Genomic DNA, 24739 nt, shown 5'->3' on the forward strand with positions numbered 1-24739 from the left:
ACAGCACCCGGAGCACGACATGAGTGACACACAGAACAACGGCCGCAAGCTTTCCCTGAAGCGCGGCACCGACAACACCGCGGACAGCCCGCGCCTGGAAGAGCGCCTGCACAAGGTGCTGGCGCAGGCCGGGCTCGGCTCGCGCCGCGCGCTGGAGCAACGCATCGCCGACGGCCTGGTCAAGGTCAACGGCGAGCTCGCGCAGACCGGCATGAGCATCAAGGGCGGCGACCGCGTCGAGATCGACGGCAAGACCTTCGTCGCCAGCGCGCTGACCGACCCCAGCCGCGTGCTGATCTACAACAAGCCCGAGGGCGAAGTCACCACGCGCGAGGATCCTGAAGGCCGCCCGACCATTTTCGAAGCCCTGCCCGCGCTCAAGGGCGCGCGCTGGATCGCGGTCGGCCGCCTGGACATCAACACCACCGGCCTGTTGCTGCTGACCACCGACGGCGAACTGGCCAACGCGATGATGCACCCCTCGTTCGAGGTTGAACGCGAGTACGTCTGCCGCGTGCGCGCGCCCGAGGGCGAGGAGACCGTGTCGGAGAAGATCGTCGACCGCCTGCGCCGCGGCGTGGCGCTGGACGACGGCCCGGCGAAGTTCGACGAGATCAAGCGCATCGGCGGCACCGATTCCAACGAATGGTTCCAGGTGCTGGTCAAGGAAGGCCGCAACCGCGAGGTGCGCCGGCTGTGGGAGTCGCAGGGCTGCCAGGTCTCGCGCCTCAAGCGCATCCGCTACGGTTCGGTCGAACTGCCGCAGCCGCTGCTGCGCGGACATTCGCAGGAACTGGCGGACGACAAGGTCGAGGCACTGCGCCGCGAGTTGAAACTCGAGGAAGGCCCGCCGCCGGCACTGACTCTGCAGCCGGTGATCGGCCAGCGCAAGGCGAGCAAGTCGACCGTGCAGGTCGACAGCCAGCGCCGCTCGCCTGGCTATGTCGGTGGCCACAGCACCGCCGACGAAGGCCGCGAGCTGCGCCGCTTCGACCACGTGCGCGAGGATCGCAGCCGTGGCAGGAAGCCGCACAGCGGCCTCACGGTCAGCGGCGAAGCCGCGGCCAAGCAGTCGCAAAAGCCGTTCAAGCAGCGCAAGCAGAAGGGCGCCAACCCGCTTCCGGATGGCAATCCCGCCGCGTTCCGCACCTGGTACGTGCCCGACGGCGTCAGCACCGGCCCCAGCGGCCACCGCAACGCCGACGGCCGCGGCCCCAAGAAGCCTTACGGCAAGAAGCCCGGCGGCGGCCAGGGGCGGCCCGGTGCCGGCGGCAACCGCCCGTTCGGCAACGAAGGCGGCCCGCGTCGGGGGCCCGGCCGCAGCGCGGGTGCCGGCAGCGAACAACGCGGGCCGGGCCAGGGCCAGAATCGTCCCGCCCGTCCCTACGGACACCCCGGCAACGCGCCGGTGTTCCCGTCCGACCACGCCAACCCGGGCGCCAGCCCGTACGAGCGGCCGCGCAGTCCGGGCCCGCGTCCGGCCGGCAACCGTCCCAACGGCCCGCGGGGCCCGCGTCCCGCCGGACCCCGCCCCAACGGCCCCCGCCCCGGCGGTAGCCGCGGCCCGGGCGGCCATCGCGGCGGCAACCGCTGATCGGCCATGCGGGTGACGAACTCCATCCGCGCGTTGTTCATCGGCTGCCTGATGGCGATGTCGTTGCCCGTCGCGGCCGTGGAATCGCCGGTGCAAGCACCGATGGATTTCGCCGCCGCGAAGGCAGCGGCCGACGCCGATGAAGCGTCGCAGGAGGAAAGCGCCCGCGCCGCCACGCTCGAACAGCAAAGCACCTTCCTCGACGCTGGCGTCTCCGCCTGCGCCGATGGGCGCAACACTGCGCAACTGGAGGGCTTCGTGATCGTGGTCGAGCTGGACGACGCCGGCCACGTTGTCCGCACCTGGCGCCGCGGCGATTCACCGCTGGCGCTGTGCATCGAACGCCATTCGCGCGGCAAGCAGATGTTCGTGCCACCAAGGACGCCGTTTTACGCCTCGCTGGAAGTGAGCTTCACGCCCTGACCCGGGGGCCGGGTTGCCTCAGGCCGTCCCGGTGCGCTGGATGTCGACGATGTGGTCGAGCCAGAGATAATGTGCATGTTCCGGATTGGCCGCGTCGTCGATCCGCACCATCGCGTTCATGCCCTCGCGGCCGCTGCCATCGCGGAACACCTGGATCGTCGGCCGCGCGGTCACGAAGCCTTCCACCCGCGCACCGTCGGCGAGCCGGATCGCCACCTTCGCTTCGTCCTCAAGCTGTTCGGCCCACGACTCGATGCGCGCGATGTCGCGCTGTTCGGTATAGACGTTTTCGGCCAGTTGGCTCATGGCGGCGAGGCTCGGCGGATGGGGTCACGGCCATGCTGCGGGCCGCGAAGTAACCGGCGGTGAGGACGGCGTTAAACGCGCGCCAACACTTCTGGACGCGTCGCCTGCCTGACGACTTCGCGCACGCTTCACATTCGCGCCATGCCGCGCACGCGGCGTACGGGCAACGTGTCGGCATGCACGATGAATCGAGCGACGGATGCCAGTGGGACGTGGTGGTGGTGGGCGCGAGCTTTGCCGGCGCGGCATGCGCGCTCGCAGCCAGGCGCGCCGGGCTTCGCGTGTGCGTGCTCGAACGCAAGCGCGATCCTGGCATGCGCCTGCACACCACCGGGATCATCGTCCGCGAGGCCGCCGAAGGCACGCACCTGGGCCGGATGCCGCCCGCGCTATGGCGCCGTGTGGAACACGTGCGCCTGTACGCGCCGAACCTGCGCAGCCTCGCACTGCATTCGCCGGGCGATTACTTCCTCACCACCGACACGCCGAACGTGATGCGCTGGCTGGCCGACGAGATGCGCTCGGCCGGCGTGGAACTGCGACTGATGCAGTCGTTCACCGATGCCCGGCGCGATCGCGACAGCTGGCAGGTCGAAGGGCTCGGGCGCACGCGCTGGCTGGTCGGCGCCGACGGCGCCAAGTCGCGGGTGGCCGCCCGTGCCGGGCTCGGGCGCGTGCGCGATTTCCTGTATGGCGTGGAACACGAATATGCCGGGGCGCAACTGGACGAACCCGGCGCCCTGCACTGCTTCCTCAGCCGCCGGCTCGCGCCCGGTTACATCGGCTGGGCGGCGCAAAGCCCCACCGGCGTGCAGGTCGGACTGGCATTCCGACATCGCGCGACGCGCACCGGCACGCCGGACATGGACGGCCTGTTGCGCAAGGTTGGCGATGGGCTCGGTTTGCCACGCGACTCGATGCCGACGGCGGTCCGCGCAGGCCTGATCCCCTGCGGCGGCCCGGTGGCGCAGCTCGCCGGGAACGGCGTGATCCTGACCGGCGATGCGGCCGGCATCGTGTCGCCGGTGACCGCCGGCGGCATCCATTCGGCGTGGCGCCACGGCGAAGCGGTCGGCGATGCCATTGCCGCGCACGTCCTGCACGGCGGCCCCTGCCCGATGCAGGCGGCCATTGCGGCCGCGCCACGCTTCCGCGCCAAGCGTGCGCTGCGCTGGCTGTTCGACCACGCGCAGCTGGACTGGCCGTTCGACCTGCTGCTCGATACACCACCGCTGCGCTGGGCGGCGCGGCAGGTGTATTTCCGGAGGCGTGCCTGACAGGGGTGTCGATGCTGCCGAAACATCTGGCAGGAGTGGCTTCAGCCACGAGCTTTTGCATTGCCCCCCCTGCAAAGGCGGGGGGAGGTTGAGAGGGGGTACCCACGGATTGCGGTGTTGCTGAAGGCACCCCTCCCCAACCCTCCCCTGCCTTTGCAGGAGAGGGAGAAAAGCTCGCGGCTGAAGCCGCTCCTACGAGGGCAGCGGGAGCCGGGGTTGCCGGCTAGGCCAGCGTGAACCGGTCCCCGTCCAGCATCGCCGGGAAGCGTTCGCGATGGGCGGCAAGTTCGGGCGCCGGCAGCGTGGTGGTCACCACCACTTCCTCGCCGCTGCATTCGCTCAGCGGATGGCCGAGGAAATCGATCACGGCGCTGTCGCCGGAGTAGTGCAGGCCGTTGCCGTCGGTGCCGACCCGGTTGAGGCCGGCGACGAAGCACAGGTTCTCGATCGCACGCGCGCGCAGCAGCGTCTTCCACGCATACGCACGAGCCGACGGCCAGTTGGCGACGTACAGCTGCAGGTCGAAATCCATCGCACCGGCGCGCTCGACGTCGTAGCGGTTGCGTGCGAACACAGGGAAGCGCAGGTCGTAGCAGACCAGCGGATTGATCCGCCAGCCCTTCCATTCCACCACCAGCCGCTCGCGGCCCGCCGAGTAGCGCTCGTGCTCGCGCGCGTAGCGGAACAGGTGGCGCTTGTCGTAGTGGCGTACCTCGCCGTCCGGCGTGACCCAGAGCATGCGGTTGAACACGCCCGGCCCGTCCGCGGCCTCCGCGCGCAACTGCAGGCTGCCGGTGACCGCCGCGCCTAGTGCCGCGGCCTGCGCGCGCATCCATTCGACCGTGGGGCCCTCCATTGTCTCGGCCTGGTCGATCGCGTCGTTGCTGAAGCCGCTGGTGAAGGTTTCCGGCAGCATTACCACGTCAGTGATGCCGTGCAGCGGGGCGATGAGGTCGCCGTAGTAGTCGCGGTTGCCGGCTGGGTCGTGCCAGCGGGTGGCACCCTGGACGAGGGAGATTCGGAGGTCCTGCATGGTCGATGCCCCGGGGATCCTGTAGGAGCGGCTTCAGCCGCGAGCTCTTCGCCGGATTATCCGCGATCCGTGGGGAAAAGCCCCCGGCTCAAGCCGCTCCTGGAAGAGCAATGTGGTTCAGAGTTTCTGCAGGCGCTCGATCGCGGCATCCAGCGTCGCGTCGTTCTTGGCGAAGCACAGCCGCACCAGGCGCTGGCCCGGCGGCGGGCTTTCGTAGAACGGCGAAAGCGGAATCGCGGTCACGCCCTTTTCCATGGTCAGCCAGCGGCAGAACGCGAGGTCGTCCAGGTCGCTGACCGCGGAATAGTCCGCCAGCTGGAAATAACCGCCCGGCACCGGCAGCGGCTTGAGCTTCGTGCCCAGCAACTGTTCCCGGAAGCGGTCGCGCTTGGCTTCGTAGAACGCGCCGAGCTGCTCGTAGTGCTCCGGGTCGGCATCGAGCATGTCCGCGAAGGCGTGCTGCGCCGGGGCGAAAGTGCAGAACACGTTGTACTGGTGGACCTTGCGGAACTCGGCCGACAGCGCCGGCGGCGCGATGCAGTAGCCGACCTTCCAGCCGGTGCAGTGGTAGGTCTTGCCGAAACTCGAGATCACGAAGGCGCGTTCGCGCAGTTCCGGGTAGCGCAGCGCGGACTCGTGGCGCGCACCGTCGAAGACGATGTGCTCGTAGACCTCGTCCGAGAGCAGGAAGATGCCGGTGTCGCGCAGCAGGTCGGCGACGGTCTCCATGTCGGCGGCCGACAGCATCGCGCCGGACGGGTTGTGTGGACTGTTGATCATCAGCATCCGCGTCTTCGGCGAGATCGCATCCTTCACCCGCTGCCAGTCGGGCGCGAACGTGACCGGATCCAGCGCCACGTGCACGGCGCGCGCGCCCGCCAGGTCGATCGCCGGTTCGTAGCAGTCGTAGGCCGGATCGAGCACGATGACTTCGTCGCCAGCCCGGACCACGGCGTGGATGGCGTTGAAGATCGCCTCGGTAGCGCCGCTGGTCACCGTGATCTCGGTGTCGATGTCCGGACGGTGGCCATAGACGCGTTGTGTCTTGGCTGCGATCGCCTGCCGCAGCGACGGCACGCCGGTCATCGGCGCGTATTGGTTGTGGCCATCGCGCATGGCGCGGTCGAGCGCATCCACCAGACGCCCGGGTACGGAAAAATCGGGAAAGCCCTGGCCCAGGTTGACCGCGCCGTGTTCGGCCGCCAGCTGCGACATGGTGGTGAAGATCGTGGTGCCCACTTTCGGCAGCTTGGTTTCGATATGCGGGATCATTGGTTCGTCCGGAAAGATGCAAATCTTGCCAGGACGAGTTTACGGGCCAGGGGGTTTGGGTTAAACAATGGCGATGTCATCCCCCATTGCCGGCAGTGCGCCGACCGCCAATCTCGTACGCGCCTACCTGGCCGCCGAATACCGCTGGCAACACGGTGGCGACTGGCACGACCTGCGCATCGGCCTGCCCGCGCCCGCGCTGGAACTGCTGTATCCCGATGCCGGGAGCTTCGGTCTGCTCTCGGCATGGAACCCGCGCTCGGTCGAATGCACGGAACTGGTCAATCGCGAAGCCGACCGCGCGTTGCACCAGGACCTGGTCGCCACCGGCGCATCCTTCGCCGCCGCATTCGCATCCGCATCCAACCGCAGCTGGCGCGAGCCGAGCTGGGTGGTGATGGGCCTGCCCGTCGAGCGCTTCGACGCACTGTCCCGCAAGTACGGACAGCTCGGCACCCTGTGGTGGACGCGCGGCCGGCCCGGACGCCTGCGCATCGATGCGGTGCGCCCGGTCGATTTCGCCGACGACGAGGAGCATGTCGACTGGTTGCAGCCGCCGCCTGCCGGCGCATGACGCGGGCGGGCCCTGCCCTTCGCACCCGCCGTATTGCTCCATCAGCTGAAACAGCGCCTGCGCTCGGCGTGCTTTCGCTGCCGAAGGAGACAGCACGAGCCGGGGACACTGGTTCCCCGGATCGCATCCTTCCCGACATGGCGGCACCTCGGTATCTGGCCGCTTTCGCTAGCGTGGTTGGAGGCCGCAGGCCGAATCGGTAGCATGCGTGCACGCAAGATTGCCGACCGGCGATCCGCCCCAGGCGTCTGCATGACGAGTCCCCACCCCGCCCACGTTCCGCTGCTCGCCGCGCGCAGGCTATCGTTCGCGCGCAACGAGTCGCGCGTGTTCGGGCCGCTGGATTTCTCGGTCGAGGCCGGCGAGGCGCTGCTGGTGCAAGGCGACAACGGCGCCGGCAAGACCACCCTGTTGCGCGTGCTGGCCGGGCTGCTGCGGGCCGACGGCGGCGAGATCGATATCCGCGGCGAGCGAGCGCAGCCGCTGGCGCGTGCCGCGACCGTCGCCTACCTCGGCCATCTGGCCGCGCTGAAGGCCGACCTCACTGCACTCGAGAACCTGGCCTTCCTCAGCGGCCTGCACGGCCGCCGCGGCACGCAGTCGCCCGAAGGCGCCATGGCGGTGGTCGGCCTGGCCGGTTATGAAGACGCGCTGGCGCGCCAACTGTCGGCGGGACAGAAGAAGCGCCTGTCGCTCGCGCGCCTCTGGCTGTCGCCCGCGCCGCTGTGGTTGCTCGACGAGCCTTACGCCAACCTCGACCTGGCCGGGATCGAGCTGGTCAACCGCATGGTGCAGGCGCACCTGCGCGAGGGCGGCGCGGCGCTGGTCACCACGCATGGCGCCTACGCGGCGCCGCCGGTGCGCACGCGATTGCTGACGCTGGAGAAGCAGGCATGAGCCGGGCCCCATGCGGTCGCCTTGGTCTTGCCAACCCTGTCGTGGGAGCGGCCATGGCCGCGATGCTTCTCAACAAGAGCCACGGATACATGGGTTGCGGCCGGAGCCGCCGCCGATGATCTGGTCGGCCGCCCGCGCCCTGGTCGTTCGCGATCTGCGCCTGCTGTGGCGCCGTCGCGGCGATGCCCTGCAGCCGGCGCTGTTCGCGCTGCTGGTGATCGTGCTGTTCGCGCTGGCCCTGGGCAGCGAGGCGAAGACGCTGGCGAAAGTGGCACCCGGCGTGCTGTGGGTGGCGGTGCTGCTGTCGGGCCTGCTGTCGCTGGACACCCTGTTCCGCGGCGATGCCGAGGATGGCTCGCTGGAACAGTGGATGCTGGCGCCGGTGCCGCTGGCCTGGCTGGTGCTGGTGCGCACGCTCACCCACTGGGCGACGACGGCGCTGCCGCTGATCGTGTTCGCGCCGCTGCTGGCCGAACTGCTGCACCTGCCGCACGCACAGTTACCGGTGCTGCTGGCGTCGCTGCTGCTGGGCACGCCGCTGCTGAGCCTGCTGGGCGCGGTGGTCGCGGCGCTGACGGTGGGCATGCGCCGTTCCGGGATCCTCGTCGCGTTGCTTGCCCTGCCGCTGTACGTGCCGGTGCTGGTGTTCTCGGCCGGCAGCGTCGCGGCCAGCGCGCAGGGGCTCGACCCGGCCGGCGGCCTGCTCTATCTCGCCGCCGGGCTGGCGCTGGCGCTGGTGCTGGCGCCGCTGGCCACGGCTGCCGGATTGCGCATCGCCCACGCTTGAGCCGGATCAAGGCGTTGGCGCACGCGGACCCTATCCTGACGACAGCAGGCCACGGTTCTTCTCGCTCCATCCGATTGCTAACCGGCGCGGGACGCCGCGTTTCGCCAGTGAACGCCCGAAACCGCTGCGAATGGCCCGCCCGGCTGCCACCGCGCCAGCCCGACATGGATATAGAGCGTAATAAACATTATCTTAGTGTCTGCAATGGCCTGCTCCCCGTCTTCACTCCCACGAGAGGTTCTTCCCATGATCCGCAACTTCCTGGTCACCGCCGCACTGCTCATGCTGGCACCGTCCGCGTTCGCAGCCACCTGCTCGGCCAACATCGAGGGCAACGACGCGATGAAATACAACATGTCCAACATCGACATCAGCAAGAGCTGCAAGACCTTCACCATCAACCTCAAGCACAGCGGCAAGATGGCCAAGAACGTCATGGGCCACAACGTCGTCATCGCCAAGACCGCCGACATGAAGGGCATCGACGCCGACGGCATGAAGGCCGGCCTGGCCGCCGACTACGTCAAGGCGGGCGACGCGCGCGTGGTTGCCCACAGCAAGGTGGTCGGCGGCGGCGAAAGCACCTCGTTCACCGTGCCCGTGGCCAAGCTCGGCGACGGGTATTCGTTCTTCTGCAGCTTCCCGGGCCACTCGGCGCTGATGAAGGGCACGATCACGCTGGTTCCCTGACCTGACCTGACGGCGGCCGCGGGCATGCCGTTCGCGTCGCCTGCACGTCTGTTCCGCTCCGCCGCATTCCGGCTTGCCCGCGCGGGCCGGGGAGCGGCGGAATGCCTTCGATGGCGGCGGGGCTGGTATCCTCGTGTGTTGCTGTTGCGACCGGAGCGCACGGAAGTCGGGGCACGCGCATCGCGTCGCCAGCCGGCCCGGGCGGCCGACCGGTAGCGGCGGCGGCCCGCAATCCGTCGAGCTGAACCGTCCCTCCATGAACCCCCTCGCATGAATCGGTTGTTCCGCTGGTTCCACCAACTCGGTTCGCCGCCCTATTTCGACCGTTTCGCCGCGCGCTGGGCGCCCTGGGCGCATGGCATCGGGCTGCTGGTGATGGCATGGGGGATCTGGCAGGGCCTGTTCGTGGTGCCGGCCGACTACCAGCAGGGCGACAGCTTCCGCATCCTCTACATCCACGTGCCCAGCGCCTGGATGAGCCTGGCGGTGTTCGCGCTGATGGCGGTGTACGCGGCCATCGCTCTGGTCTGGCGGATCAAGCTGTGCGAGATCCTGGCCATGGCCTGCGCGCCGATCGGCGCCGGCTTCACCCTGATCACGCTCGCCACCGGTTCGATCTGGGGCAAGCCGATGTGGGGCACGTGGTGGGATTGGGATCCGCGCCTGACCACCGAACTGGTGCTGCTGTTCCTGTATCTCGGGATCATCGGCCTGTACCACGCGATCGACGACCGCCGCGCCGCCGCGCGCGCCGCCGGCCTGCTGGCCATCGTCGGCGTGGTGCTGCTGCCGGTGATCCGCTACTCGGTCGACTGGTGGAATTCGCTGCACCAGGGCCAGACCATCAGCCTGTTGGGCGAGTCGAAGATGGACCCGAGCATGCTGCCGCCGCTGTGGGCGATGGTGATAGGCACCCACGTGTGGTTCGTCGGCTCGCTGCTCGCGCGTGCGCGCGCCGACAACCTCTGGCGCGAGGCGGGCAAGGACTGGGTCCGCAAGCTCGGCCAGACCACGCCCGTCGAGGCGAAGCCATGAGTTACCAGGGTTACGTCACCGCCGCCTACCTGGTCTTCGCCGCGGTGCTGCTGTGGGACTACGTCGCCCCGCGCATCCGCATCCGGCAGCTGCTGCGCACCGCGCGCCTGCTGGCCGCGCGTCGCGCGGCGGCAGTTGCATCCTCTTCCGACAATCCCGCAGGCGAATTGCCACGATGAACCCGACCCGCAAGCGCCGCCTCTGGATGATCCTCGCACTGGTGGTTGCCGCCGGCATCGCGGCGACGCTGGTCGCGCTCGCCCTGCAGCGCAACGTCGCCTACCTCTATACGCCCGCCGAGGTGCTGAGCGGCAAGGCCGGCGAAGGCGTCGCCGCCGGCGATGCGAAGTTCCGCCTCGGCGGCATGGTCGCCGAGCATTCGGTCAAGCGCGCCGACGGCTCGATGCAGGTGCACTTCAGCGTCACCGACGGCGACGCGCAGTTGCCGGTGGTCTACACCGGCATCCTCCCGGACCTGTTTCGTGAAAACCAGGCGGTGATCGCCACCGGCCGCATGCAGGGCGGCACCTTCGTCGCCGAGCAGGTGCTGGCCAAGCACGACGAAACCTACGTACCCAAGGAAGTGGCCGACAAGATGGGCCTCGCCCACCAGAAGCACGGCGTGCAGACGCCTGCCGACGCGCCGGCGGAAACGCGCTGATGCAGTTCTCGCAGATGCTCCCGGAACTGGGACAGGTCGCGCTGATCCTGGCGCTGCTGGTCGCGCTGCTGCAGGCGGCGCTGCCGCTGGCCGGCGCGCAGCGCGGCAAGGCGTCGTGGATGGCGGTCGCGCGCCCCGCGGCATTCGCGCAGTTGCTGTTGGTGTTGTGCGCGTTCGTGGTGCTGACCATCGCGTTCGTGATGCAGGACTTCTCGGTGCGCTACGTGGCCGAGAACTCCAACTCGCTGCTGCCGGTGATCTATCGCTACACCGCCGTTTGGGGCGCGCACGAGGGCTCGCAGCTGCTGTGGGCGCTGATCCTGGCCGGCTGGACCGCGGTGGTCGCCGAGTTCTCGCGCAAATTGCCGGACGAAGTGGTTGCGCGGGTGATCGGCATCATGGGGCTGGTGAGCATCGGCTTCCTGTCGTTCCTGATCTTCACTTCCAATCCGTTCGTGCGACTGCTGCCGGCGGTGATGGAAGGCCGCGACCTCAACCCGCTGCTGCAGGATCCGGGGATGATCATCCATCCGCCGATGCTGTACGTGGGCTACGTCGGCTTCGTGGTGCCGTTCGCGTTCGCGGTCGCGGCGCTGATCGACGGCCGCATGGATGCGCGCTGGCTGCGCTGGACCCGGCCGTGGACCAACATCGCCTGGGGTTTCCTGACGCTGGGCATCGCGCTGGGCTCGTGGTGGGCGTATTACGAACTTGGCTGGGGCGGCTGGTGGTTCTGGGACCCGGTCGAGAACGCCAGCTTCATGCCCTGGCTGGTGGGCGCGGCGCTGCTGCATTCGCAGGCCGTGACGGAAAAGCGCGGCAGCTTCCGCGGCTGGACGGTGTTGCTTGCCATCGCGGCGTTCTCGCTGTCGCTGCTGGGCACGTTCCTGGTGCGTTCGGGCGTGCTGACCAGCGTGCACGCGTTCGCCGCGGACCCCGCACGCGGACTGTTCATCCTGATATTCCTGGCCATCGTGATCGGCGGCTCGCTGCTGCTGTATGCGCTGCGCGCGCCGCGCTTCGAACAGGGCGCCCCGTTCGCCGCCAGTTCGCGCGAAACGCTGCTGCTGGCCAACAACCTGCTGCTCGTGTCCGCCTGCGGCATGGTGCTGCTGGGCACGCTGTATCCGCTGCTGGCGGACGCGCTGGACTTGGGCAAGATCTCGGTCGGCCCGCCCTACTTCGGCTTCCTGTTCCTGCTGTTGATGACGCCGCTGGTGCTGCTGCTGCCGTTCGGCCCGCTGACACGCTGGCAGCGCGAACAACCGTCCAAACCGCTGGCCATGCTGCTGCCGTGGGCGATCCTCGCGCTGGTGCTGGGCGTGGTGGCGTTCTTCCTCGCCCCGCAGGGGCCGTGGAAGACGGCAGCCGGCGTCGTCGGTTCGGCATGGATCGTGTTCGGCACCGGGCGTTTTGTCTGGACCCGCCTGCGCGGCAACGGCCGTTTCACGCCCGAGATGCTCGGCATGACCCTGGCGCATACCGGCATCGCCGTGTTCCTCGTCGGCGCGCTGCTGGTCGAGGCGCAGAACGTGCAGAGCGAACTGGCGATGAAACCCGGCCAGACAGTGGAACTCGCCGGCTACGCGTTCCGCTTCGAGGGCGTGGAGGAAACGCAGGGGCCCAACTACCTCTCCGACCTGGGCCACGTGCAGCTGCTGCGCGACGGCAAGCCGCTGGCGCTGCTGCATCCTGAAAAGCGTGCCTATGCCAGCGGCGGCCAGGTGATGACCGAAGCGGGCATCCACAGCGGCCTGTTCGGCGATGTCTACGTCGCACTGGGCGAACCGCTGGGCGCAGCCGACGACCCGGACCGCGCCGCCGGCGCGTGGGCAGTGCGCCTGCACATCAAGCCGTTCGTCCGCTGGATCTGGCTGGGTGCGGCGCTGATGGCGCTGGGCGCCTTCGCCACCGCCATCGACCGGCGTTTCCGGATGAAACCCGCAGCGACCGACACTACGCGGAGGCATGCATGAACGCCCCCGCCAGTCGCCGCGGCCCGGGCCTTGCCGTCATCATCGGCGCGCTGTGCTTCCTGGGTTTTCTCGCGCTGCTGTTCTACGGCGTGCGCCAGTCCGGCCGCGGCGACCGCGAAGCGCTGCCCTCGCCGCTGATCGGCAAGCCGGCGCCGGAGTTCGTGCTGCCGCTGCTGCACGAGCCCGGCCGACTGGTGACGTCGAAGGAACTGCTCGGCACGCCCTACGTGCTCAACGTCTGGGGCAGCTGGTGCCCGGAATGCCGGGTCGAGCATGCGGTGCTGACGCGTTTCGCGCTGAGCAAGCGCGTGCGCGTGCTCGGCTACAACCTCAAGGACGAACCCGCCGACGCACTGCGCTGGCTGGAACAGTTCGGCAATCCCTACATGCTGGTGCTGGCCGACCGCGACGGGCGCGCGGCGATCGACTGGGGCATCTACGGCGCCCCGGAAACCTTCCTCGTCGACGCGAAGGGTGTCGTGCGCTGGAAGCACGTCGGCGCGCTGGACGACGCGATCATCGATGACGAGCTGGTTCCGCTGCTCGAACAGATGGAGACGGGCAAGTGAGCCGCGTTGCACACTGGATGCTCGCATGTGCGCTGGTGCTCGGGCTGGCGTTCGCGCTGGCGCCGGTACGCACTGCGTCCGCGCAGGCATCCACGGATGTCGCGCCGCTGCAGTTCCACGATGCCGCAGAGGAAACGCGCTTCCACGCGCTGACCAGCGAACTGCGCTGCGTGATGTGCCAGAACCAGTCGCTGGCCGATTCCAACGCCCAGATTGCACACGACCTGCGCCGCGAAGTCCTGGACCTGATGCGCCAGGGCAAGACCGACGACGAGGTGGTGGCGTTCCTGGTGGCGCGCTATGGCGAGTTCGTGCGCTACAAGCCGGCGATCGAACCGTCGACCTGGCTGCTGTGGTTCGGGCCGGCCCTGTTGCTGCTCGGCGGCGGCGTCGTGGTAGCGCGCATCGTCCGCGCGCGCTCGCGGCGCGAGGTGCCCGCGCCAACTGAAGACCAGGAGTGGTGATGGCCGTATTCGTCGCAATCTCGGTGCTGCTGGCGGTGGTCGTGTTCGCGACCGTGCTCTGGCCGCTGTGGCGCGAGTCGCGCGGCATCGCGCTCGGTGCGGTGCTCGCGCTCAGCCTCGCGGCGCTGGCGGCCTACCAACTGGTCGGCACGCCGGCGGCGATCGACGCACCTGCGGTCGCCGCGACGCCGCGTTCGATGGACGAGGCGGTGGTGCAGCTCAAGGCCGAGCTCGAGCGCCATCCCGAGCGCGCCGACGGCTGGCAACTGCTGGCCCGCTCCTACGAAATGCTCGACCGCCGACCCGAAGCTCGCGACGCCTACGCGCGTGCGGTCAAGCTGACCCCCGACGACCCCGACCTGCTGGTGCAGGCCGCGCAGGCGCGGCTGTTCGCCGACCCGGGCAAGAAGATCGACGCAGAGGCGGTGGCGATGCTGCGGCGTGCGCTCGAACTGCAGCCGCAGCAACAGCGCGCGCGCTGGTTCCTCGGCGTCTGGCAGCGCCAGGAAGGCCGCCCCGCGGAAGCGGCGGAAACGTGGGAACCGCTGCTGGCGCAGGTGGATGCAGCGACCGCCAACACCCTGCGGGTGCAGGTCGATGCCGCGCGCAAGGACGCCGGCTTGCCGCCGCTGCCCGCGGCGCAACCGCCGGCGGCCAGCGCCGGCTCGGCAAATGCGTTGACCGTGAAAGTCTCGCTCGACCCGGACTTCGCCTCGCGCGTGCGCCTGCGCGGCGACGCCAGCGTCTTCGTCATCGCGCGCATTCCCGACGGCCCGCCGATGCCGGTCGCCGCGGAGAAGCATGCGTTGCAGGACCTGCCGATGACGATCACCCTCGACGATGCCGACAGCCCGATGCCGACCCAGAAGCTGTCCGCATTGAAGGAAGTCGAAGTCTTCGCGCGGCTGTCGAACAGCGGCGAGGCGATGCGCCAGGAGGGCGACCTCGATTCGAAACCGGTGCGCGTGAAGCTGCCGGCGACGGGGGCAGTCGAGCTGGTCATCGGCGCGAAGTAGCTCGCAGGAGCGGCGGAAGCCGCGAGCTGTTCGGTCAGCGCTGCAGATCAAAAGCTCGCGGCTTCCGCCGCTCCTACACGAGCCACGGCACCCGCGAAGCCGCCGCCGCCCGCTAAACTGGCGCGCATGACCGAATTCATCCCGCCCGGCACGCGCTGGGTCGACCTGCCCTCGCCTTTCCCGATGAAACGCGGCGGCGAGCTGCACGGCGCGCGCATCGCCTACGAGACCTGGGGCACGCCCAACGCGGCGCGCGACAACACGCTGCTGATCCTCACCGGCCTGTCGCCCGATGCCCACGCCGCCGCCAACGAAGGCAACCCGGCGCCTGGCTGGTGGGAAGCGATGCTCGGCCCCGGCAAGCCCATCGACACCGGCCGCTGGCACGTGGTCTGCGTCAACGCGCTGGGCAGTTGCAAGGGCTCGACGGGGCCTGCGTCGATCGATCCGCGCAGCGACGAACCCTACCGGCTAGCGTTCCCGGAACTGTCGATCGAGGACGGCGCCGATGCCGCGCATGCGGTACTCCGCGCCCTCGGGATCGAGCGCCTGGCCTGCGTGATCGGCAACTCGATGGGCGGCATGAACGCGCTGGCCTTCCTCGCGCGCCATCCCGGCATCGCCCGCGCCCACGTCAACATCTCCGGCGCAGCGCGCGCGCTGCCGTTCTCGATCGCGATCCGCTCGCTGCAGCGCGAGGCGATCCGCCTCGACCCGAAATGGAACGAGGGCAACTACGACGAAGACCATTACCCGGAAAGCGGCATGCGCATGGCGCGCAAGCTCGGCGTGATCACCTACCGCTCGGCGCTGGAATGGGACGGCCGTTTCGGCCGGGTGCGACTGGATTCGGACCGCCGCGACGACGAGGATCCGTTCGGGCTGGAGTTCGAGGTCGAAAGCTACCTCGAGGGCCACGCGCGGCGCTTCGTGCGCAATTTCGACCCCAACTGCTACCTGTACCTGAGCCGCTCGATGGACTGGTACGACATCGGCGAATCCTGCGGCGGCACCACCGACCAGGGCCTGGCGCGGATCCGGGTGGAAAAGGCGCTGGCGATCGGCGTGCACACCGACATCCTGTTCCCGCTGCAGCAACAGCAGCAGATCGCCGACGGCCTGCGCGCCGGCGGCGCGCAATCGCACTTCCTGCCACTGGAGTCGCCGCAGGGCCACGACGCCTTCCTGGTCGACTTCGACCGCTTCGGCCCCGCGGTCTCCGGCTTCCTCGAATCCCTGTAGGTCGGGGCCACGCCCCCGACGCGCGGGACCTGCGGGAGCGGTCATAGCTGCGATGAGGCCTTACCAGCCAAATCCATCGCGGCCATGGCCGCTGCCAAGCACCGGATGGCGATCCCGACCTGCCGAAAGGTGGCCGCCGCACCCTGGCGGAGCCCCCCACGCAAGCACGCGCTAGAATGGCCGGCGATGAACACCGCCGCCCTCCCCAATCTTGCCTTCCCCGGTCGCGACAAGTTGATCGCCGCCGTCGATGCCGCCCTTGCCGGGAGCGACGAGCACGCGGTCACCGCCGCGTTGCGCAACAGCATGTGCGCGCTGATCCGCGACCGCGACGTGCAGTTGCCCGACTGCGTCTTCGACCCGATCGACGACCATTACGCGCGACGCGAGCTCTACCGCAGCGCCGAGCACGGCTACAGCGTCGTGGCGATGACCTGGGCGCCTGGCCAGGGCACGCCGATCCATGACCACTGCGGCCTGTGGTGCGTGGAGGGCGTGTGGGACGGCGAGCTGGAGATCACCCAGTACGAACTGCTCGAACGCGACGGTGAGCGTTTCCGCTTCCGCGCCGCCGGCGGCATGCACGCCGGCCCGGGCAGCGCCGGCAGCCTGATCCCGCCGCACGAGTACCACACCATCGCCAACGCCAGCGGCGACACCACCGCGATCTCGCTGCACATCTACAAGGCGCCGATGGAGAACTGTTCGAAATTCCAGCCGCAGTCCGACGAGTGGTTCCTGCGCATCGACAGCACGCTGAAGACCGACAACGCGCCCGCCTGACACGTCATCGCGACCGCATGGCCCGTCGACCGCGGGCCGATGTCGCCACCGTGGCCGCCAGCGGCCAATGCAACAACCGCAGATCCGGTACTTCCCAATGCCCAAGTCGCCAGCCTCGCCTTCGTCCCCATCCGAGCAGGCGCAGGCACCGTTCCGGGCGCGTCCGGACGTGGAACTGTGCCGGCGCGGCGAACTGCGCAGCGAGCGCTTCCTCGACGCGGCGACGGACGCCTTCATCGAGAAGGGCTACCGCCGTGCGTCGCTCAGCGAGATCGTCGGGCGCGCGGGCGGCTCGATGTCCACCCTCTACCGGGTCTTTGGCGACAAGGAAGGCCTGGCGCACGCGATCATCGAACGCCACATGGCGACCGTCACCGAGCGCCTGCAGGACCTGAGCCTGTCGGGGCTCCCGCCGCAGACGGCCCTGCAGCAGGTCGGCGAAAGCATCCTCGACGCCAGCATCAGTCGCGAGTCGCTGCTCGTGCACCGCATCGTGATCGGCGAAGGCCGGGATTTCCCCGAGTTGCGCGACTGGTTCTTCGCCCATGCGGTGATGCCGGCCCAGGCGATCCTGACCGACTACCTCGAAAACGAGATCGCCGCCGGCCGCCTCACGCTGCGCGCGCCCGCGGTCGCCTCGAGCCAGTTCTTCATGATGATCTTCGGCGAGTTGATCATCCGCGTGGCCAGCGGCAACCGCGCCAATCCGGATCCCGCGATCGCGCGCGAAGAAGCGCGCGCGGCCGTCGACCTGTTCCTCCACGGCGCCCTGCCGCGCTGATCGCACAGGCCGCGCCGATGCCCGCCCGGGGTTGACGCCAACTCGGCGAACCTGCACTCTCGACGTAACGAAGATTACGCCCAGCGGCTCGCCAGCAATCCGGCCCGCCAGGCGCATGGGGAATGGAACGATGCGGGTCTTCCTGGCACTCGGCTTGGCAACGGCAGGCATTTTCGCGGTGGCGGCATCGCTGGCGCCCATCGCCGCGCAGGAAAGCGCGGCCGCCGCCAATCCCTACCAACTCCCGCCCACCCACTTCGGCAGCGAAAACCCGCAGGCCGGCCACGGCTTCGACGCCGCGCCGGGCTTCGCAGACGCCCCCATTCCCGCCAATCCCCTGGCCCCGGACGCCAAGCCCGTCGGCCAGCAGGTCTGTACCGCCTGCCACAGCAAGGAAAGCCAGACCTTCGCCCACACCACGCACGCGCTGGGCATGCAGGTCGCTTTCACTGCCAATCCGAATACCGCCACCTGCGAGGCCTGCCATGGCCCGGGCTCGGCGCACGCGCAGAACCCGGCCCAGCCCGGTGCGATCATCGCCTTCACCAAGGACGGCGGCACCCCGATCAAGACCCAGACCGAAAGCTGCCTGGGCTGCCACGCCGGCGGCCCGCGCGACCACTGGCTGGGCTCGATCCACCAGCGCAACCAGCTGTCGTGCAGCGATTGCCACAACCCGATGGCGCAGTTCTCCGGCGAGGGCCTGCAGGCCAAGCAATCGATCAACGAAACCTGCGCCACCTGCCACAAGGACATCCGCCAGCAGTTCAACCGCCGCTCGCACATGCCGCTGCCCGAAGGCCAGATGGCCTGCGTGGATTGCCATAACCCGCACGGCACCATCAACACCGCGCTGCTCAAGACCGACACGGTCAACGAGACCTGCTACCAGTGCCACGCCGAGAAGCGCGGCCCATTCCTGTTCGAACACGCGCCGGTGCGCGAGAACTGCCTGAACTGCCACACCCCGCACGGCTCCAACCAGCACGCGCTGCTGGTCGCGCCGGTGCCGATGCTGTGCCAGCAATGCCATTCGCACACGCGCCACCCTAACGACATGTTCAACGAACAGATGCTCGGCAACGCCATGGCGCCCGACGAGCGCCTGATGGGCCGCGGATGCCTGACCTGCCACTCGCAGATCCACGGTTCCAACAACCCGGCGGGCCCGCGGTTCCACAAATAAGGAGCACGGCGATGCGCAAGCGCGAACGCAAGACCGTCCTGCAGCTCTCGCTGCTCGCCTCGGCGCTGTGGCTTGCGGCGCCCGCGGCCCTTGCGCAGGACTCGGGCCTGGGCACCGACCTGCAGTTCGGCAACGCGCTCGATCCCAGCGGCGGCACCGCGCTGCGGGGCTGCGACCCGGACGGCGCCACCTGGCTCACCGCGCAGCGCAAGCGCACGCCCACCGGCTTCCTCTATCCCTGCCCGCCCGCGTGGCCCGCATTCTCCGGCGACGGCGCGTGGCGCCATCGCGGTTCGCTCACGCTCGGCTACCTCGGCGTCTGGGGCGACGAGAACAACACCGATTGGCGACGCTTTTCCAACTGGGACGACGGCGTCTACGTCGGCGCGGACCTGCGCTTCGAGAACGCCGCCGATGGCCGCTACTTCGACCTGCGCGCCAGCCGCCTCAACGAGGACAGCCAGTACGTGCGCGCAGTGTTCGGCCGCGCCGGCAAGTACCGGGTGCAGGCGTTCGCGCGCAGCCAGGCCAATGTCACCAGCGCCAATGCCCGCTCCATCTGGGACGGCGTGGGCAGCAACCACCTCACCCTCACCGGTGGGCTGGTCCCGGCCGGCAGCAGCAGCGCGCAGGTCGCGGCCGTCTCCGCGGCGCTGCCCGAACGCATCCTCAAGGTGGTCCGCGAGAAGCAGGGCGTGGGCATCAGCTACATGGTCAACCGCCGCTGGACCGCCTACGCCAACGCCAGCCATGAAAGCCGCGAAGGCGCGCGTCCGTTCGGCGGGCCGTTCTTCTTCAACTATCCCTTCGCCGACAACGGCGGCATCTACGAGATCCCGCGGCCGATCGACGACAGCACGGTGAACTTCAACGGCGGCGCGCGCTTCGTCGGCAATGCCTGGCGGATGGATTTCAGCTACTCGGGCTCGGTCTTCCGCCATGCCCACCGCGCCTACGACTACGAGGTGCCGTTCGCGCTGACGCCCGTGGTGCCGGGGCTGGTGTCGCCCGCGCTCACGACCGGCCAGTTTTCCTACGAACCGGAGAACGACTACCACCACCTGCGCGCGAGCGTCAGCCGCAAGATCGCGTGGAACGGCGACTTCTCGCTCACCGCCACAGGCGGGCGGATGAGCCAGAACGACTACATCGTTGCGCCGATGACCTGCCAGGGGCAGTTCGGCATTCCGGTCATCCCCGGCGCCCTGTTCGACTGCGCGAACTGGAACACCACCGACGCCCTCTCGCGCAAGCGCTCGGACCTGGGCATCGATACCCAGATGGTCGATGCGCGCGTGGTGCTGCAGCCGACCGACACCGTGACCTGGCGCGCGAACGCCAAGTATCAGCGCGAGGACTACGACGGCACCTACTGGATGTACAACCCGCTCACCGGGCAGTGGGGCTATCCGGCCGAAAACGGCTCGCAGGGCAGCGTCGTTCCCGGGGAAGCCGGCATCTGGGACCCGGTGTTGAGCCCGGGCGCCCCCACGCGCATCCGCAACCTGCCGCTGGATCGCGAGCTGCACCAGTTCGCCGTCGGCGGAGACTGGCGACTGGGAGACAAGAACACGCTGGGCGCCACCTACACGTTCGAGCGCACCGAGCGTACGCATCGCGAGGTCGCGACCACCAACGACAACTCGCTGAAGATCAGCTGGCACAACCGAGCGCTGGACTGGCTGACGTTCCGTGCCAATTACACCTGGCTGCAACGCACCGGCAGCGAGTACGACTACGATCCGTACGAGTTCACCTTCTCCAGTTCGCTGCCCGGCTACACCGGCGAGGATGTCGCGCACACCGTCTCGGCGCTGCGCAAGTACGACGTCGGCAGCCGCACGCAGAACAAGCTCGACCTGATGGCCACCTTCACCCTGCCGCGCGAGATGACCCTCTATGCCTCGGTCCGCGGCGACTGGAACGACTACGACGCCACCCTGGGCCGCCGCGGCTACGACACCCTCGGTGGCAGCCTGCAATGGGAATGGCAACCCTCGGCCTCCACCGTGGCCAGCGCCTGGTACGGCTACGACCGTTCGGTGCTGGACATCGCCAACGTCAACGACGCCGCGCTGACCGAGGATCCGACGCTCGGTGGCGCCACCTACCCGGATGCCAACCGCTGGTGGATCCACGACCGCCAGCGCAATCACTACGCCGGCGCCAACCTGACCCAGCGCATGGGCCGGGTGACGCTGGACGCGGCGTGGGACTGGACCTATTCGCGAGGCACCACCGGCTACCGCTACAACTCGCCCGGCGCGCTCACCCTGCCGACGCTGGACCCGCTGCTGACCGGGCAGTTCCAGCCGATGATCTACCGCGTCAACGCCCTGACCGTCGGCCTGACGATCCCGCTGCATCCGCGCGTGAGCCTGCGCATTTTCGACCGCTATCAACGCGGCCGGCTGTTCGATTGGCACTACCTGGGATTCGAGGACGGCCGGGTCTACGACCATCGCGTCTACACCGATGGCGGCCCCGAGAACTACAGCGTCAACATGGTCGGCGCGCTGCTGGAGATGAGGCTATGAAGCGCCTGCCCCGCCTGCTCGCGATCATTGCCGCCTGCGCCGTCAGCGCGCTCGCCATTGCGCAGTCGCAGGAGGCGCCACCGGCGGAAGCGGCCGTCGTGGAAGCCGCACCAACGCCGGAACAGGATGCGCCCGCAACGGACACGGCCAGCGCGCCAGCTGACGAACCTGCCGGAGCCCGCTACGTCGACCTGCGCCGCGTGCGGCCGATCACCGGCGACGCGGCGGCCGGCCAGGCCAAGTCCGAACTGTGTGCCGCCTGCCACGGCCCGCAGGGCATCTCGATCGCCCCCATGTTCCCCAACCTCGCCGGCCAGCGCGCCGACTTCCTCTACTGGCAACTGGTGGAGTTCACGCGCAACCCCGACTCGCCGATGTCGCCGCTGGTGGCCGACCTCAGCGACCAGGACATGCTCGACCTCGCTGCCTACTACGCCAGCCTGACGCCGACCGCCACGCCCGCCGAGGTCGAGACCCAAGCTCCGCAGGTGGAAGCAACGCTGGCCCAACGCGGCGAACAGCTGTACCTGTCCGGCGACCCGTCCAAGGGCATCCCCCCTTGCCAGGGCTGCCACGGCCCGGATGCGGGCGGACACGTCGACGCGCTGCGCGCCGATCGCGACGGCCACACGCCATACGCCGCCTACCCCGCGCTGCGCGGCCAGCAGGCGATCTACCTGCAGACCAAGCTGGCCGAGTACCGCGACGGCAAGATGCACGATTCGACCACCGACTTCGTGATGACAGGCATCGGCGAGCAGCTCGACGACGACAGCATCCAGGCGCTGTCCACCTGGCTTTCTTCGCTGCCAGCCGCACAGTAGGGCGGCAACTGCGGACGATACCGCAGTCATTTCGGCCTTGACTGGTTCTTAAGGGAACCTCAAGGATGTCATCCCCGCGGCTTTCAACAGACGCATGTCTGGTCACGCTGGGATCCAGTGACTTCAAGTCGCTGAAGCCAAGGACGCTGACGCTGCCAGCCCACCCCGCTGAGAAGCTCGTCTTCGTTCGCGGGAATAACGATCCCCATCGCGCCCAGGCCAGGATCCCCATCCACGAAGTGACTTGCAGCACTCGTCTGCCGAGCCGACGCCGTTATCTTCGCTACTCCCCCTCGCAAGCCACATCACCACCATGCTGACCGACCTCGTCCTCGCCGCCTTCCACCACCTGCTGATCTTCGGGCTGGTCTCGATGCTCGTCGCCCAGTCCGTGCTGCTGCGCGGCCGGATGGATCGCAACGTGCTGGCGAAGCTGGGCGGCATCGACCGCGGTTACGGCATCACCGCGCTGCTGCTGTTGGTGGTCGGATTGCTGCGCGTCTTCCAGGGCGTCATGGGCCAGGGCTTCTACCTGCACAACCCCTGGTTCCACGCCAAGATCGGCGCCTTCGTGCTGGTCGGCCTGCTGTCGATCTGGCCCACGCTGCGCTTCCTGCGCTGGCGCAAGGCGCTGAAGGTCGATGCCGCCTTCCTTCCGGCCGAGGGCGAGGTCCGGCGCCTGCGGGCCATCGTCCGCTTCGAGCTGATCCTGGTCGCGCTGATCTTCGTCCTGGCCGCCGCCATGGCCCGTCATGGCGGATTCTGAGCCCCATCCATCCGCTATAATCCGCGTCCGCGCCGAAGTGGCGGAATCGGTAGACGCAGCGGACTCAAAATCCGCCGCCCTTAAAAGCGTGTGGGTTCGAGTCCCACCTTCGGCACCAGGCAAAAGGCCACGCCCGGAAGCGTGGCCTTTTTGCTGGTCGCCTAGCCGTACTGCACCTCGGTGATGCTGGTCGTGGCGTCCACGAAGACCGCCAGCGCGCTCGGGATGCCGCCGAACACGAACAACGCGTAGGCCTTCACTTCCCCGATCGCCACGGCACCCTGCCGGGTCCGGAACCACTCGACCGGCCGGCCTTCATCGATGAGCACCCAGCCGTTGCGGTCGGGCTTGACGCAGAGCATGTGACGCTGCATTTCGCACTCCACGTGCGGAAGATGTGCCCCGGCCCGGCGTACGACTTGCTCAAGGTCGCACCCATTTTTCCGTTGCTGAGCGGCATCCGATGCCGTTGCATGGGTGGGCCGCCGGGGCAAATCCAGCATCGCCGGTTTCGCGGGCCGAAACAGTCGGTAAACAGCGCGTCGTCGTGTAGGAAAAATCTTACCCCGCGCGATCCGTGACGAACCGGGATGAGTTGATCCGGCTTTCCTAACGCAGCTCCTGGATATCGACGACGCGGCCGTCGCGGATCTCGAAATTGACCTGCTTGTTGTCCAGGTAGTACTCCCAGCGCTCGCCGACCGCGGCGCCATGGTGGTTCTCGATCCTTACGATGCGATCCGGATCGCGGCCCGCCTTGCGAATCACGGTCGCCGGGCTGTCGCCGGTTGCCACCACGGCATCACCGAAACGGAACGAGAAATCGGCCATGGCCGGCATCATGGCCAGGGCAAGCACGGTCGCGATCAGCAGTTTCATGTCGTCCTCCTTGTCGGGCCCGGCCTCCGGACCCTTGCGTGTCCTGTAACGGGGCCACGATGCGGGCGGTTGACACCGGGCTTGCCGGCAGCGAAACGCTGGGGGTGGCGCTCAGCCCCCGAGGCGATCCAGCACCGCGATCAGTTCCGGCACCAGCGGCGCGTTAAGCACGTAGGGGATGCGCCCGCCGTCGAGCGCGAACTCCATCGACGCAGCATGCAGGAACAGGCGCTTGAGCCCGATCTGTTCGCGCAGGCGCTTGTTGACGTCCGGATCGCCGTACTTGTCGTCGCCGGCGACCGGGTGGCCGATGTGCTGCGCATGCACGCGGATCTGGTGAGTACGACCGGTTTCGATGCGCACCTCGCAATAGGAATGCCCGCCACGCCGTTCCAGCACGCGGAAATGGCTCAGTGATGCCTTGCCGGCATCGTTGACCTGGACGTGGCGCTCGCCGCCCTGGCGCAGGCCCACGTGCAGCGGCGCGTCAACGCTCATCACCCCGTCGGGCATGCGCCCGGCCAGCAGCGCGAGATAGCGCTTGCGCAGGCCCGCGCCGTCCTCGCGCATCAGCGCCTGCAGCTCGGTCAGCGCCGAGCGCTTCTTGGCCACCACCATCAGGCCCGAGGTGTCGCGATCGAGCCGGTGCACCAGTTCCATCGGCTGCTGGGGACGCAGCGCGCGCAGCGTTTCGATCACCCCGAAGCTGATCCCGCTGCCGCCGTGACTGGCGATGCCCGACGGCTTGCTGATCGCCAGCAGCCGGGCATCCTCGAACACGATGCTGGCAGCCATGGCTTCGAGCAGTCCCTTGCCGGGCTGGCCCTTGTCGCCGGGCTCGGTGAGACGGACGGGCGGAATGCGGACTTCGTCGCCCCCTTCGAGCCGGGTATCGGCCCGGACACGGCCGCCGTTCACCCGCACCTGGCCGCTGCGCACGATCTTGTAGACCAGCGACTTGGGCGCGCCCTTGAGCTGGCCCAGCAGGAAATTGTCCAGGCGCTGGCCGGCACGGTCGTCGGACACGCGCACCAGGCGCACGCCTCCGCCCGCGACGGCTCGTGGCGCGCCGGGCGTCACCGGGGAATCTGAATGGGCCATCGGCTCTCTTGGTCTGATACACTCGCGACGCGAGGTAAGGTTCTGATTTCGCGGGGAGTTGCTGCC

General features: G+C 68.7%; 27 protein-coding genes and 1 tRNA gene. 22 read left to right on the forward strand and 6 right to left on the reverse strand.

Annotated elements, in window-relative coordinates:
* Window positions 1-19: 19 nt before the first annotated feature.
* Both ACTJIL_RS05800 and ACTJIL_RS05805 read left to right on the forward strand, forming a co-directional pair.
* Complete coding sequence (locus tag ACTJIL_RS05800; protein ID WP_440754608.1) at window positions 20-1594, forward strand: pseudouridine synthase; 1575 nt, start codon at window positions 20-22, stop codon at window positions 1592-1594.
* Window positions 1595-1606: 12 nt separating this feature from the next.
* Complete coding sequence (locus ACTJIL_RS05805) at window positions 1607-2017, forward strand: hypothetical protein (RefSeq protein ID WP_440754609.1); 411 nt, start codon at window positions 1607-1609, stop codon at window positions 2015-2017.
* 18 nt (window positions 2018-2035) lie between these two features.
* On the opposite strand, the gene ACTJIL_RS05810 is transcribed toward ACTJIL_RS05805, so the two are convergent.
* Window positions 2036-2323, reverse strand: coding sequence for a DUF3247 family protein (locus ACTJIL_RS05810; protein WP_440754610.1), 288 nt, complete (start codon window positions 2321-2323; stop codon window positions 2036-2038).
* Between the two features lie 176 nt (window positions 2324-2499).
* On the opposite strand from ACTJIL_RS05810, the gene ACTJIL_RS05815 reads away from it, so the two are divergent.
* Complete coding sequence (locus tag ACTJIL_RS05815; RefSeq protein WP_440754611.1) at window positions 2500-3600, forward strand: NAD(P)/FAD-dependent oxidoreductase; 1101 nt, start codon at window positions 2500-2502, stop codon at window positions 3598-3600.
* Between the two features lie 223 nt (window positions 3601-3823).
* Here the strand turns inward: ACTJIL_RS05815 and ACTJIL_RS05820 are convergent, their stop codons facing one another.
* Both ACTJIL_RS05820 and ACTJIL_RS05825 read right to left on the reverse strand, forming a co-directional pair.
* Entirely contained in the window at window positions 3824-4633 is an 810-nt protein-coding gene (locus ACTJIL_RS05820) for an amidohydrolase (protein ID WP_440754612.1), read from the reverse strand.
* A gap of 117 nt (window positions 4634-4750) precedes the next feature.
* Window positions 4751-5905 carry a pyridoxal phosphate-dependent aminotransferase gene (locus ACTJIL_RS05825; protein ID WP_440754613.1) on the reverse strand — a complete coding sequence of 385 codons (1155 nt, stop codon included), beginning with the start codon at window positions 5903-5905 and terminating at the stop codon, window positions 4751-4753.
* 73 nt (window positions 5906-5978) lie between these two features.
* On the opposite strand from ACTJIL_RS05825, the gene ACTJIL_RS05830 reads away from it, so the two are divergent.
* The 19 genes from ACTJIL_RS05830 to ACTJIL_RS05920 all read left to right on the forward strand — a co-directional run bounded on the left by ACTJIL_RS05830 (window position 5979) and on the right by ACTJIL_RS05920 (window position 22811).
* On the forward strand, window positions 5979-6479 hold the full coding sequence (locus ACTJIL_RS05830; protein WP_440754614.1) for a DUF3293 domain-containing protein: 501 nt from the start codon (window positions 5979-5981) through the stop codon (window positions 6477-6479).
* Between the two features lie 252 nt (window positions 6480-6731).
* Window positions 6732-7376 (forward strand): heme ABC exporter ATP-binding protein CcmA, encoded by a 645-nt coding sequence (gene ccmA / locus ACTJIL_RS05835; RefSeq protein WP_440754615.1) that lies wholly within the window; start codon window positions 6732-6734, stop codon window positions 7374-7376.
* A gap of 115 nt (window positions 7377-7491) precedes the next feature.
* On the forward strand, window positions 7492-8163 hold the full coding sequence (gene ccmB, locus ACTJIL_RS05840; RefSeq protein ID WP_440754616.1) for a heme exporter protein CcmB: 672 nt from the start codon (window positions 7492-7494) through the stop codon (window positions 8161-8163).
* A gap of 246 nt (window positions 8164-8409) precedes the next feature.
* Window positions 8410-8853 (forward strand): azurin, encoded by a 444-nt coding sequence (gene azu, locus ACTJIL_RS05845; RefSeq protein ID WP_440754617.1) that lies wholly within the window; start codon window positions 8410-8412, stop codon window positions 8851-8853.
* 270 nt (window positions 8854-9123) lie between these two features.
* The gene (ccmC, locus tag ACTJIL_RS05850; protein ID WP_440754618.1) at window positions 9124-9888 is read left to right on the forward strand and encodes a heme ABC transporter permease CcmC; all 765 of its coding nucleotides are present in this window, start codon (window positions 9124-9126) and stop codon (window positions 9886-9888) included.
* Entirely contained in the window at window positions 9885-10067 is a 183-nt protein-coding gene (gene ccmD, locus ACTJIL_RS05855; RefSeq protein ID WP_440754619.1) for a heme exporter protein CcmD, read from the forward strand. Before ccmC ends, ccmD begins: the two co-directional genes overlap by 4 nt.
* On the forward strand, window positions 10064-10549 hold the full coding sequence (gene ccmE / locus ACTJIL_RS05860) for a cytochrome c maturation protein CcmE (RefSeq protein ID WP_440754620.1): 486 nt from the start codon (window positions 10064-10066) through the stop codon (window positions 10547-10549). Before ccmD ends, ccmE begins: the two co-directional genes overlap by 4 nt.
* 14 nt (window positions 10550-10563) lie before the next feature.
* Entirely contained in the window at window positions 10564-12525 is a 1962-nt protein-coding gene (locus ACTJIL_RS05865; protein WP_440755858.1) for a heme lyase CcmF/NrfE family subunit, read from the forward strand.
* A complete protein-coding gene (locus tag ACTJIL_RS05870) occupies window positions 12522-13094 on the forward strand; it encodes a DsbE family thiol:disulfide interchange protein (protein WP_440754621.1) in 573 nt (190 codons plus the stop codon). The genes ACTJIL_RS05865 and ACTJIL_RS05870 overlap by 4 nt, the downstream gene beginning before the upstream one ends.
* A 17-nt stretch (window positions 13095-13111) precedes the next feature.
* On the forward strand, window positions 13112-13558 hold the full coding sequence (locus ACTJIL_RS05875; protein ID WP_440755859.1) for a cytochrome c-type biogenesis protein: 447 nt from the start codon (window positions 13112-13114) through the stop codon (window positions 13556-13558).
* On the forward strand, window positions 13558-14574 hold the full coding sequence (locus tag ACTJIL_RS05880; protein ID WP_440754622.1) for a tetratricopeptide repeat protein: 1017 nt from the start codon (window positions 13558-13560) through the stop codon (window positions 14572-14574). Before ACTJIL_RS05875 ends, ACTJIL_RS05880 begins: the two co-directional genes overlap by 1 nt.
* Window positions 14575-14700: 126 nt before the next feature.
* On the forward strand, window positions 14701-15816 hold the full coding sequence (gene metX, locus ACTJIL_RS05885; protein ID WP_440754623.1) for a homoserine O-acetyltransferase MetX: 1116 nt from the start codon (window positions 14701-14703) through the stop codon (window positions 15814-15816).
* A gap of 186 nt (window positions 15817-16002) precedes the next feature.
* Window positions 16003-16599: a cysteine dioxygenase gene (locus tag ACTJIL_RS05890; protein WP_440754624.1), complete on the forward strand. Its 597-nt coding sequence runs from the start codon at window positions 16003-16005 to the stop codon at window positions 16597-16599.
* Between the two features lie 97 nt (window positions 16600-16696).
* Window positions 16697-17380: a TetR/AcrR family transcriptional regulator gene (locus ACTJIL_RS05895; protein ID WP_440754625.1), complete on the forward strand. Its 684-nt coding sequence runs from the start codon at window positions 16697-16699 to the stop codon at window positions 17378-17380.
* Window positions 17381-17510: 130 nt separating this feature from the next.
* Window positions 17511-18566 carry a DmsE family decaheme c-type cytochrome gene (locus tag ACTJIL_RS05900; RefSeq protein WP_440754626.1) on the forward strand — a complete coding sequence of 352 codons (1056 nt, stop codon included), beginning with the start codon at window positions 17511-17513 and terminating at the stop codon, window positions 18564-18566.
* An 11-nt stretch (window positions 18567-18577) separates the two neighbouring features.
* Window positions 18578-21103, forward strand: a complete 2526-nt coding sequence (locus tag ACTJIL_RS05905) for an MtrB/PioB family outer membrane beta-barrel protein (protein WP_440754627.1) — start codon at window positions 18578-18580, stop codon at window positions 21101-21103.
* Window positions 21100-21927, forward strand: coding sequence for a c-type cytochrome (locus tag ACTJIL_RS05910; RefSeq protein ID WP_440754628.1), 828 nt, complete (start codon window positions 21100-21102; stop codon window positions 21925-21927). The genes ACTJIL_RS05905 and ACTJIL_RS05910 overlap by 4 nt, the downstream gene beginning before the upstream one ends.
* 313 nt (window positions 21928-22240) lie before the next feature.
* Complete coding sequence (locus tag ACTJIL_RS05915) at window positions 22241-22693, forward strand: DUF2214 family protein (RefSeq protein ID WP_440754629.1); 453 nt, start codon at window positions 22241-22243, stop codon at window positions 22691-22693.
* Between the two features lie 31 nt (window positions 22694-22724).
* Window positions 22725-22811: transfer RNA gene (locus ACTJIL_RS05920), tRNA-Leu, on the forward strand.
* A 43-nt stretch (window positions 22812-22854) separates the two neighbouring features.
* Here ACTJIL_RS05920 and ACTJIL_RS05925 read toward each other — a convergent pair.
* The 3 genes from ACTJIL_RS05925 to ACTJIL_RS05935 form a co-directional block, all read right to left on the reverse strand.
* The gene (locus ACTJIL_RS05925) at window positions 22855-23067 is read right to left on the reverse strand and encodes a hypothetical protein (RefSeq protein ID WP_440754630.1); all 213 of its coding nucleotides are present in this window, start codon (window positions 23065-23067) and stop codon (window positions 22855-22857) included.
* Window positions 23068-23302: 235 nt separating this feature from the next.
* Entirely contained in the window at window positions 23303-23572 is a 270-nt protein-coding gene (locus ACTJIL_RS05930) for a hypothetical protein (protein ID WP_440754631.1), read from the reverse strand.
* Between the two features lie 111 nt (window positions 23573-23683).
* Window positions 23684-24673: an RluA family pseudouridine synthase gene (locus ACTJIL_RS05935; protein WP_440754632.1), complete on the reverse strand. Its 990-nt coding sequence runs from the start codon at window positions 24671-24673 to the stop codon at window positions 23684-23686.
* Window positions 24674-24739: the final 66 nt, after the last annotated feature.

This window comes from Luteimonas sp. 22616 (assembly GCF_052044325.1).
Taxonomy (GTDB): Bacteria; Pseudomonadota; Gammaproteobacteria; order Xanthomonadales; family Xanthomonadaceae; genus Luteimonas.

What these genes read in the sequence shown, in the direction of transcription:
- ACTJIL_RS05800 (WP_440754608.1), top strand. Translation starts at nt 20, where the DNA reads ATGAGTGACACACAGAACAACGGCCGCAAGCTTTCCCTGAAGCGCGGC.
- ACTJIL_RS05810 (WP_440754610.1), bottom strand. Translation starts at nt 2,323, where the DNA reads ATGAGCCAACTGGCCGAAAACGTCTATACCGAACAGCGCGACATCGCG.
- ACTJIL_RS05815 (WP_440754611.1), top strand. Translation starts at nt 2,500, where the DNA reads ATGCACGATGAATCGAGCGACGGATGCCAGTGGGACGTGGTGGTGGTG.
- ACTJIL_RS05820 (WP_440754612.1), bottom strand. Translation starts at nt 4,633, where the DNA reads ATGCAGGACCTCCGAATCTCCCTCGTCCAGGGTGCCACCCGCTGGCAC.
- ACTJIL_RS05825 (WP_440754613.1), bottom strand. Translation starts at nt 5,905, where the DNA reads ATGATCCCGCATATCGAAACCAAGCTGCCGAAAGTGGGCACCACGATC.
- ACTJIL_RS05830 (WP_440754614.1), top strand. Translation starts at nt 5,979, where the DNA reads ATGTCATCCCCCATTGCCGGCAGTGCGCCGACCGCCAATCTCGTACGC.
- ccmA (WP_440754615.1), top strand. Translation starts at nt 6,732, where the DNA reads ATGACGAGTCCCCACCCCGCCCACGTTCCGCTGCTCGCCGCGCGCAGG.
- ccmB (WP_440754616.1), top strand. Translation starts at nt 7,492, where the DNA reads ATGATCTGGTCGGCCGCCCGCGCCCTGGTCGTTCGCGATCTGCGCCTG.
- azu (WP_440754617.1), top strand. Translation starts at nt 8,410, where the DNA reads ATGATCCGCAACTTCCTGGTCACCGCCGCACTGCTCATGCTGGCACCG.
- ccmC (WP_440754618.1), top strand. Translation starts at nt 9,124, where the DNA reads ATGAATCGGTTGTTCCGCTGGTTCCACCAACTCGGTTCGCCGCCCTAT.
- ccmD (WP_440754619.1), top strand. Translation starts at nt 9,885, where the DNA reads ATGAGTTACCAGGGTTACGTCACCGCCGCCTACCTGGTCTTCGCCGCG.
- ccmE (WP_440754620.1), top strand. Translation starts at nt 10,064, where the DNA reads ATGAACCCGACCCGCAAGCGCCGCCTCTGGATGATCCTCGCACTGGTG.
- ACTJIL_RS05865 (WP_440755858.1), top strand. Translation starts at nt 10,564, where the DNA reads ATGCTCCCGGAACTGGGACAGGTCGCGCTGATCCTGGCGCTGCTGGTC.
- ACTJIL_RS05870 (WP_440754621.1), top strand. Translation starts at nt 12,522, where the DNA reads ATGAACGCCCCCGCCAGTCGCCGCGGCCCGGGCCTTGCCGTCATCATC.
- ACTJIL_RS05875 (WP_440755859.1), top strand. Translation starts at nt 13,112, where the DNA reads ATGCTCGCATGTGCGCTGGTGCTCGGGCTGGCGTTCGCGCTGGCGCCG.
- ACTJIL_RS05880 (WP_440754622.1), top strand. Translation starts at nt 13,558, where the DNA reads ATGGCCGTATTCGTCGCAATCTCGGTGCTGCTGGCGGTGGTCGTGTTC.
- metX (WP_440754623.1), top strand. Translation starts at nt 14,701, where the DNA reads ATGACCGAATTCATCCCGCCCGGCACGCGCTGGGTCGACCTGCCCTCG.
- ACTJIL_RS05890 (WP_440754624.1), top strand. Translation starts at nt 16,003, where the DNA reads ATGAACACCGCCGCCCTCCCCAATCTTGCCTTCCCCGGTCGCGACAAG.
- ACTJIL_RS05895 (WP_440754625.1), top strand. Translation starts at nt 16,697, where the DNA reads ATGCCCAAGTCGCCAGCCTCGCCTTCGTCCCCATCCGAGCAGGCGCAG.
- ACTJIL_RS05900 (WP_440754626.1), top strand. Translation starts at nt 17,511, where the DNA reads ATGCGGGTCTTCCTGGCACTCGGCTTGGCAACGGCAGGCATTTTCGCG.
- ACTJIL_RS05905 (WP_440754627.1), top strand. Translation starts at nt 18,578, where the DNA reads ATGCGCAAGCGCGAACGCAAGACCGTCCTGCAGCTCTCGCTGCTCGCC.
- ACTJIL_RS05910 (WP_440754628.1), top strand. Translation starts at nt 21,100, where the DNA reads ATGAAGCGCCTGCCCCGCCTGCTCGCGATCATTGCCGCCTGCGCCGTC.
- ACTJIL_RS05915 (WP_440754629.1), top strand. Translation starts at nt 22,241, where the DNA reads ATGCTGACCGACCTCGTCCTCGCCGCCTTCCACCACCTGCTGATCTTC.
- ACTJIL_RS05925 (WP_440754630.1), bottom strand. Translation starts at nt 23,067, where the DNA reads ATGCAGCGTCACATGCTCTGCGTCAAGCCCGACCGCAACGGCTGGGTG.
- ACTJIL_RS05930 (WP_440754631.1), bottom strand. Translation starts at nt 23,572, where the DNA reads ATGAAACTGCTGATCGCGACCGTGCTTGCCCTGGCCATGATGCCGGCC.
- ACTJIL_RS05935 (WP_440754632.1), bottom strand. Translation starts at nt 24,673, where the DNA reads ATGGCCCATTCAGATTCCCCGGTGACGCCCGGCGCGCCACGAGCCGTC.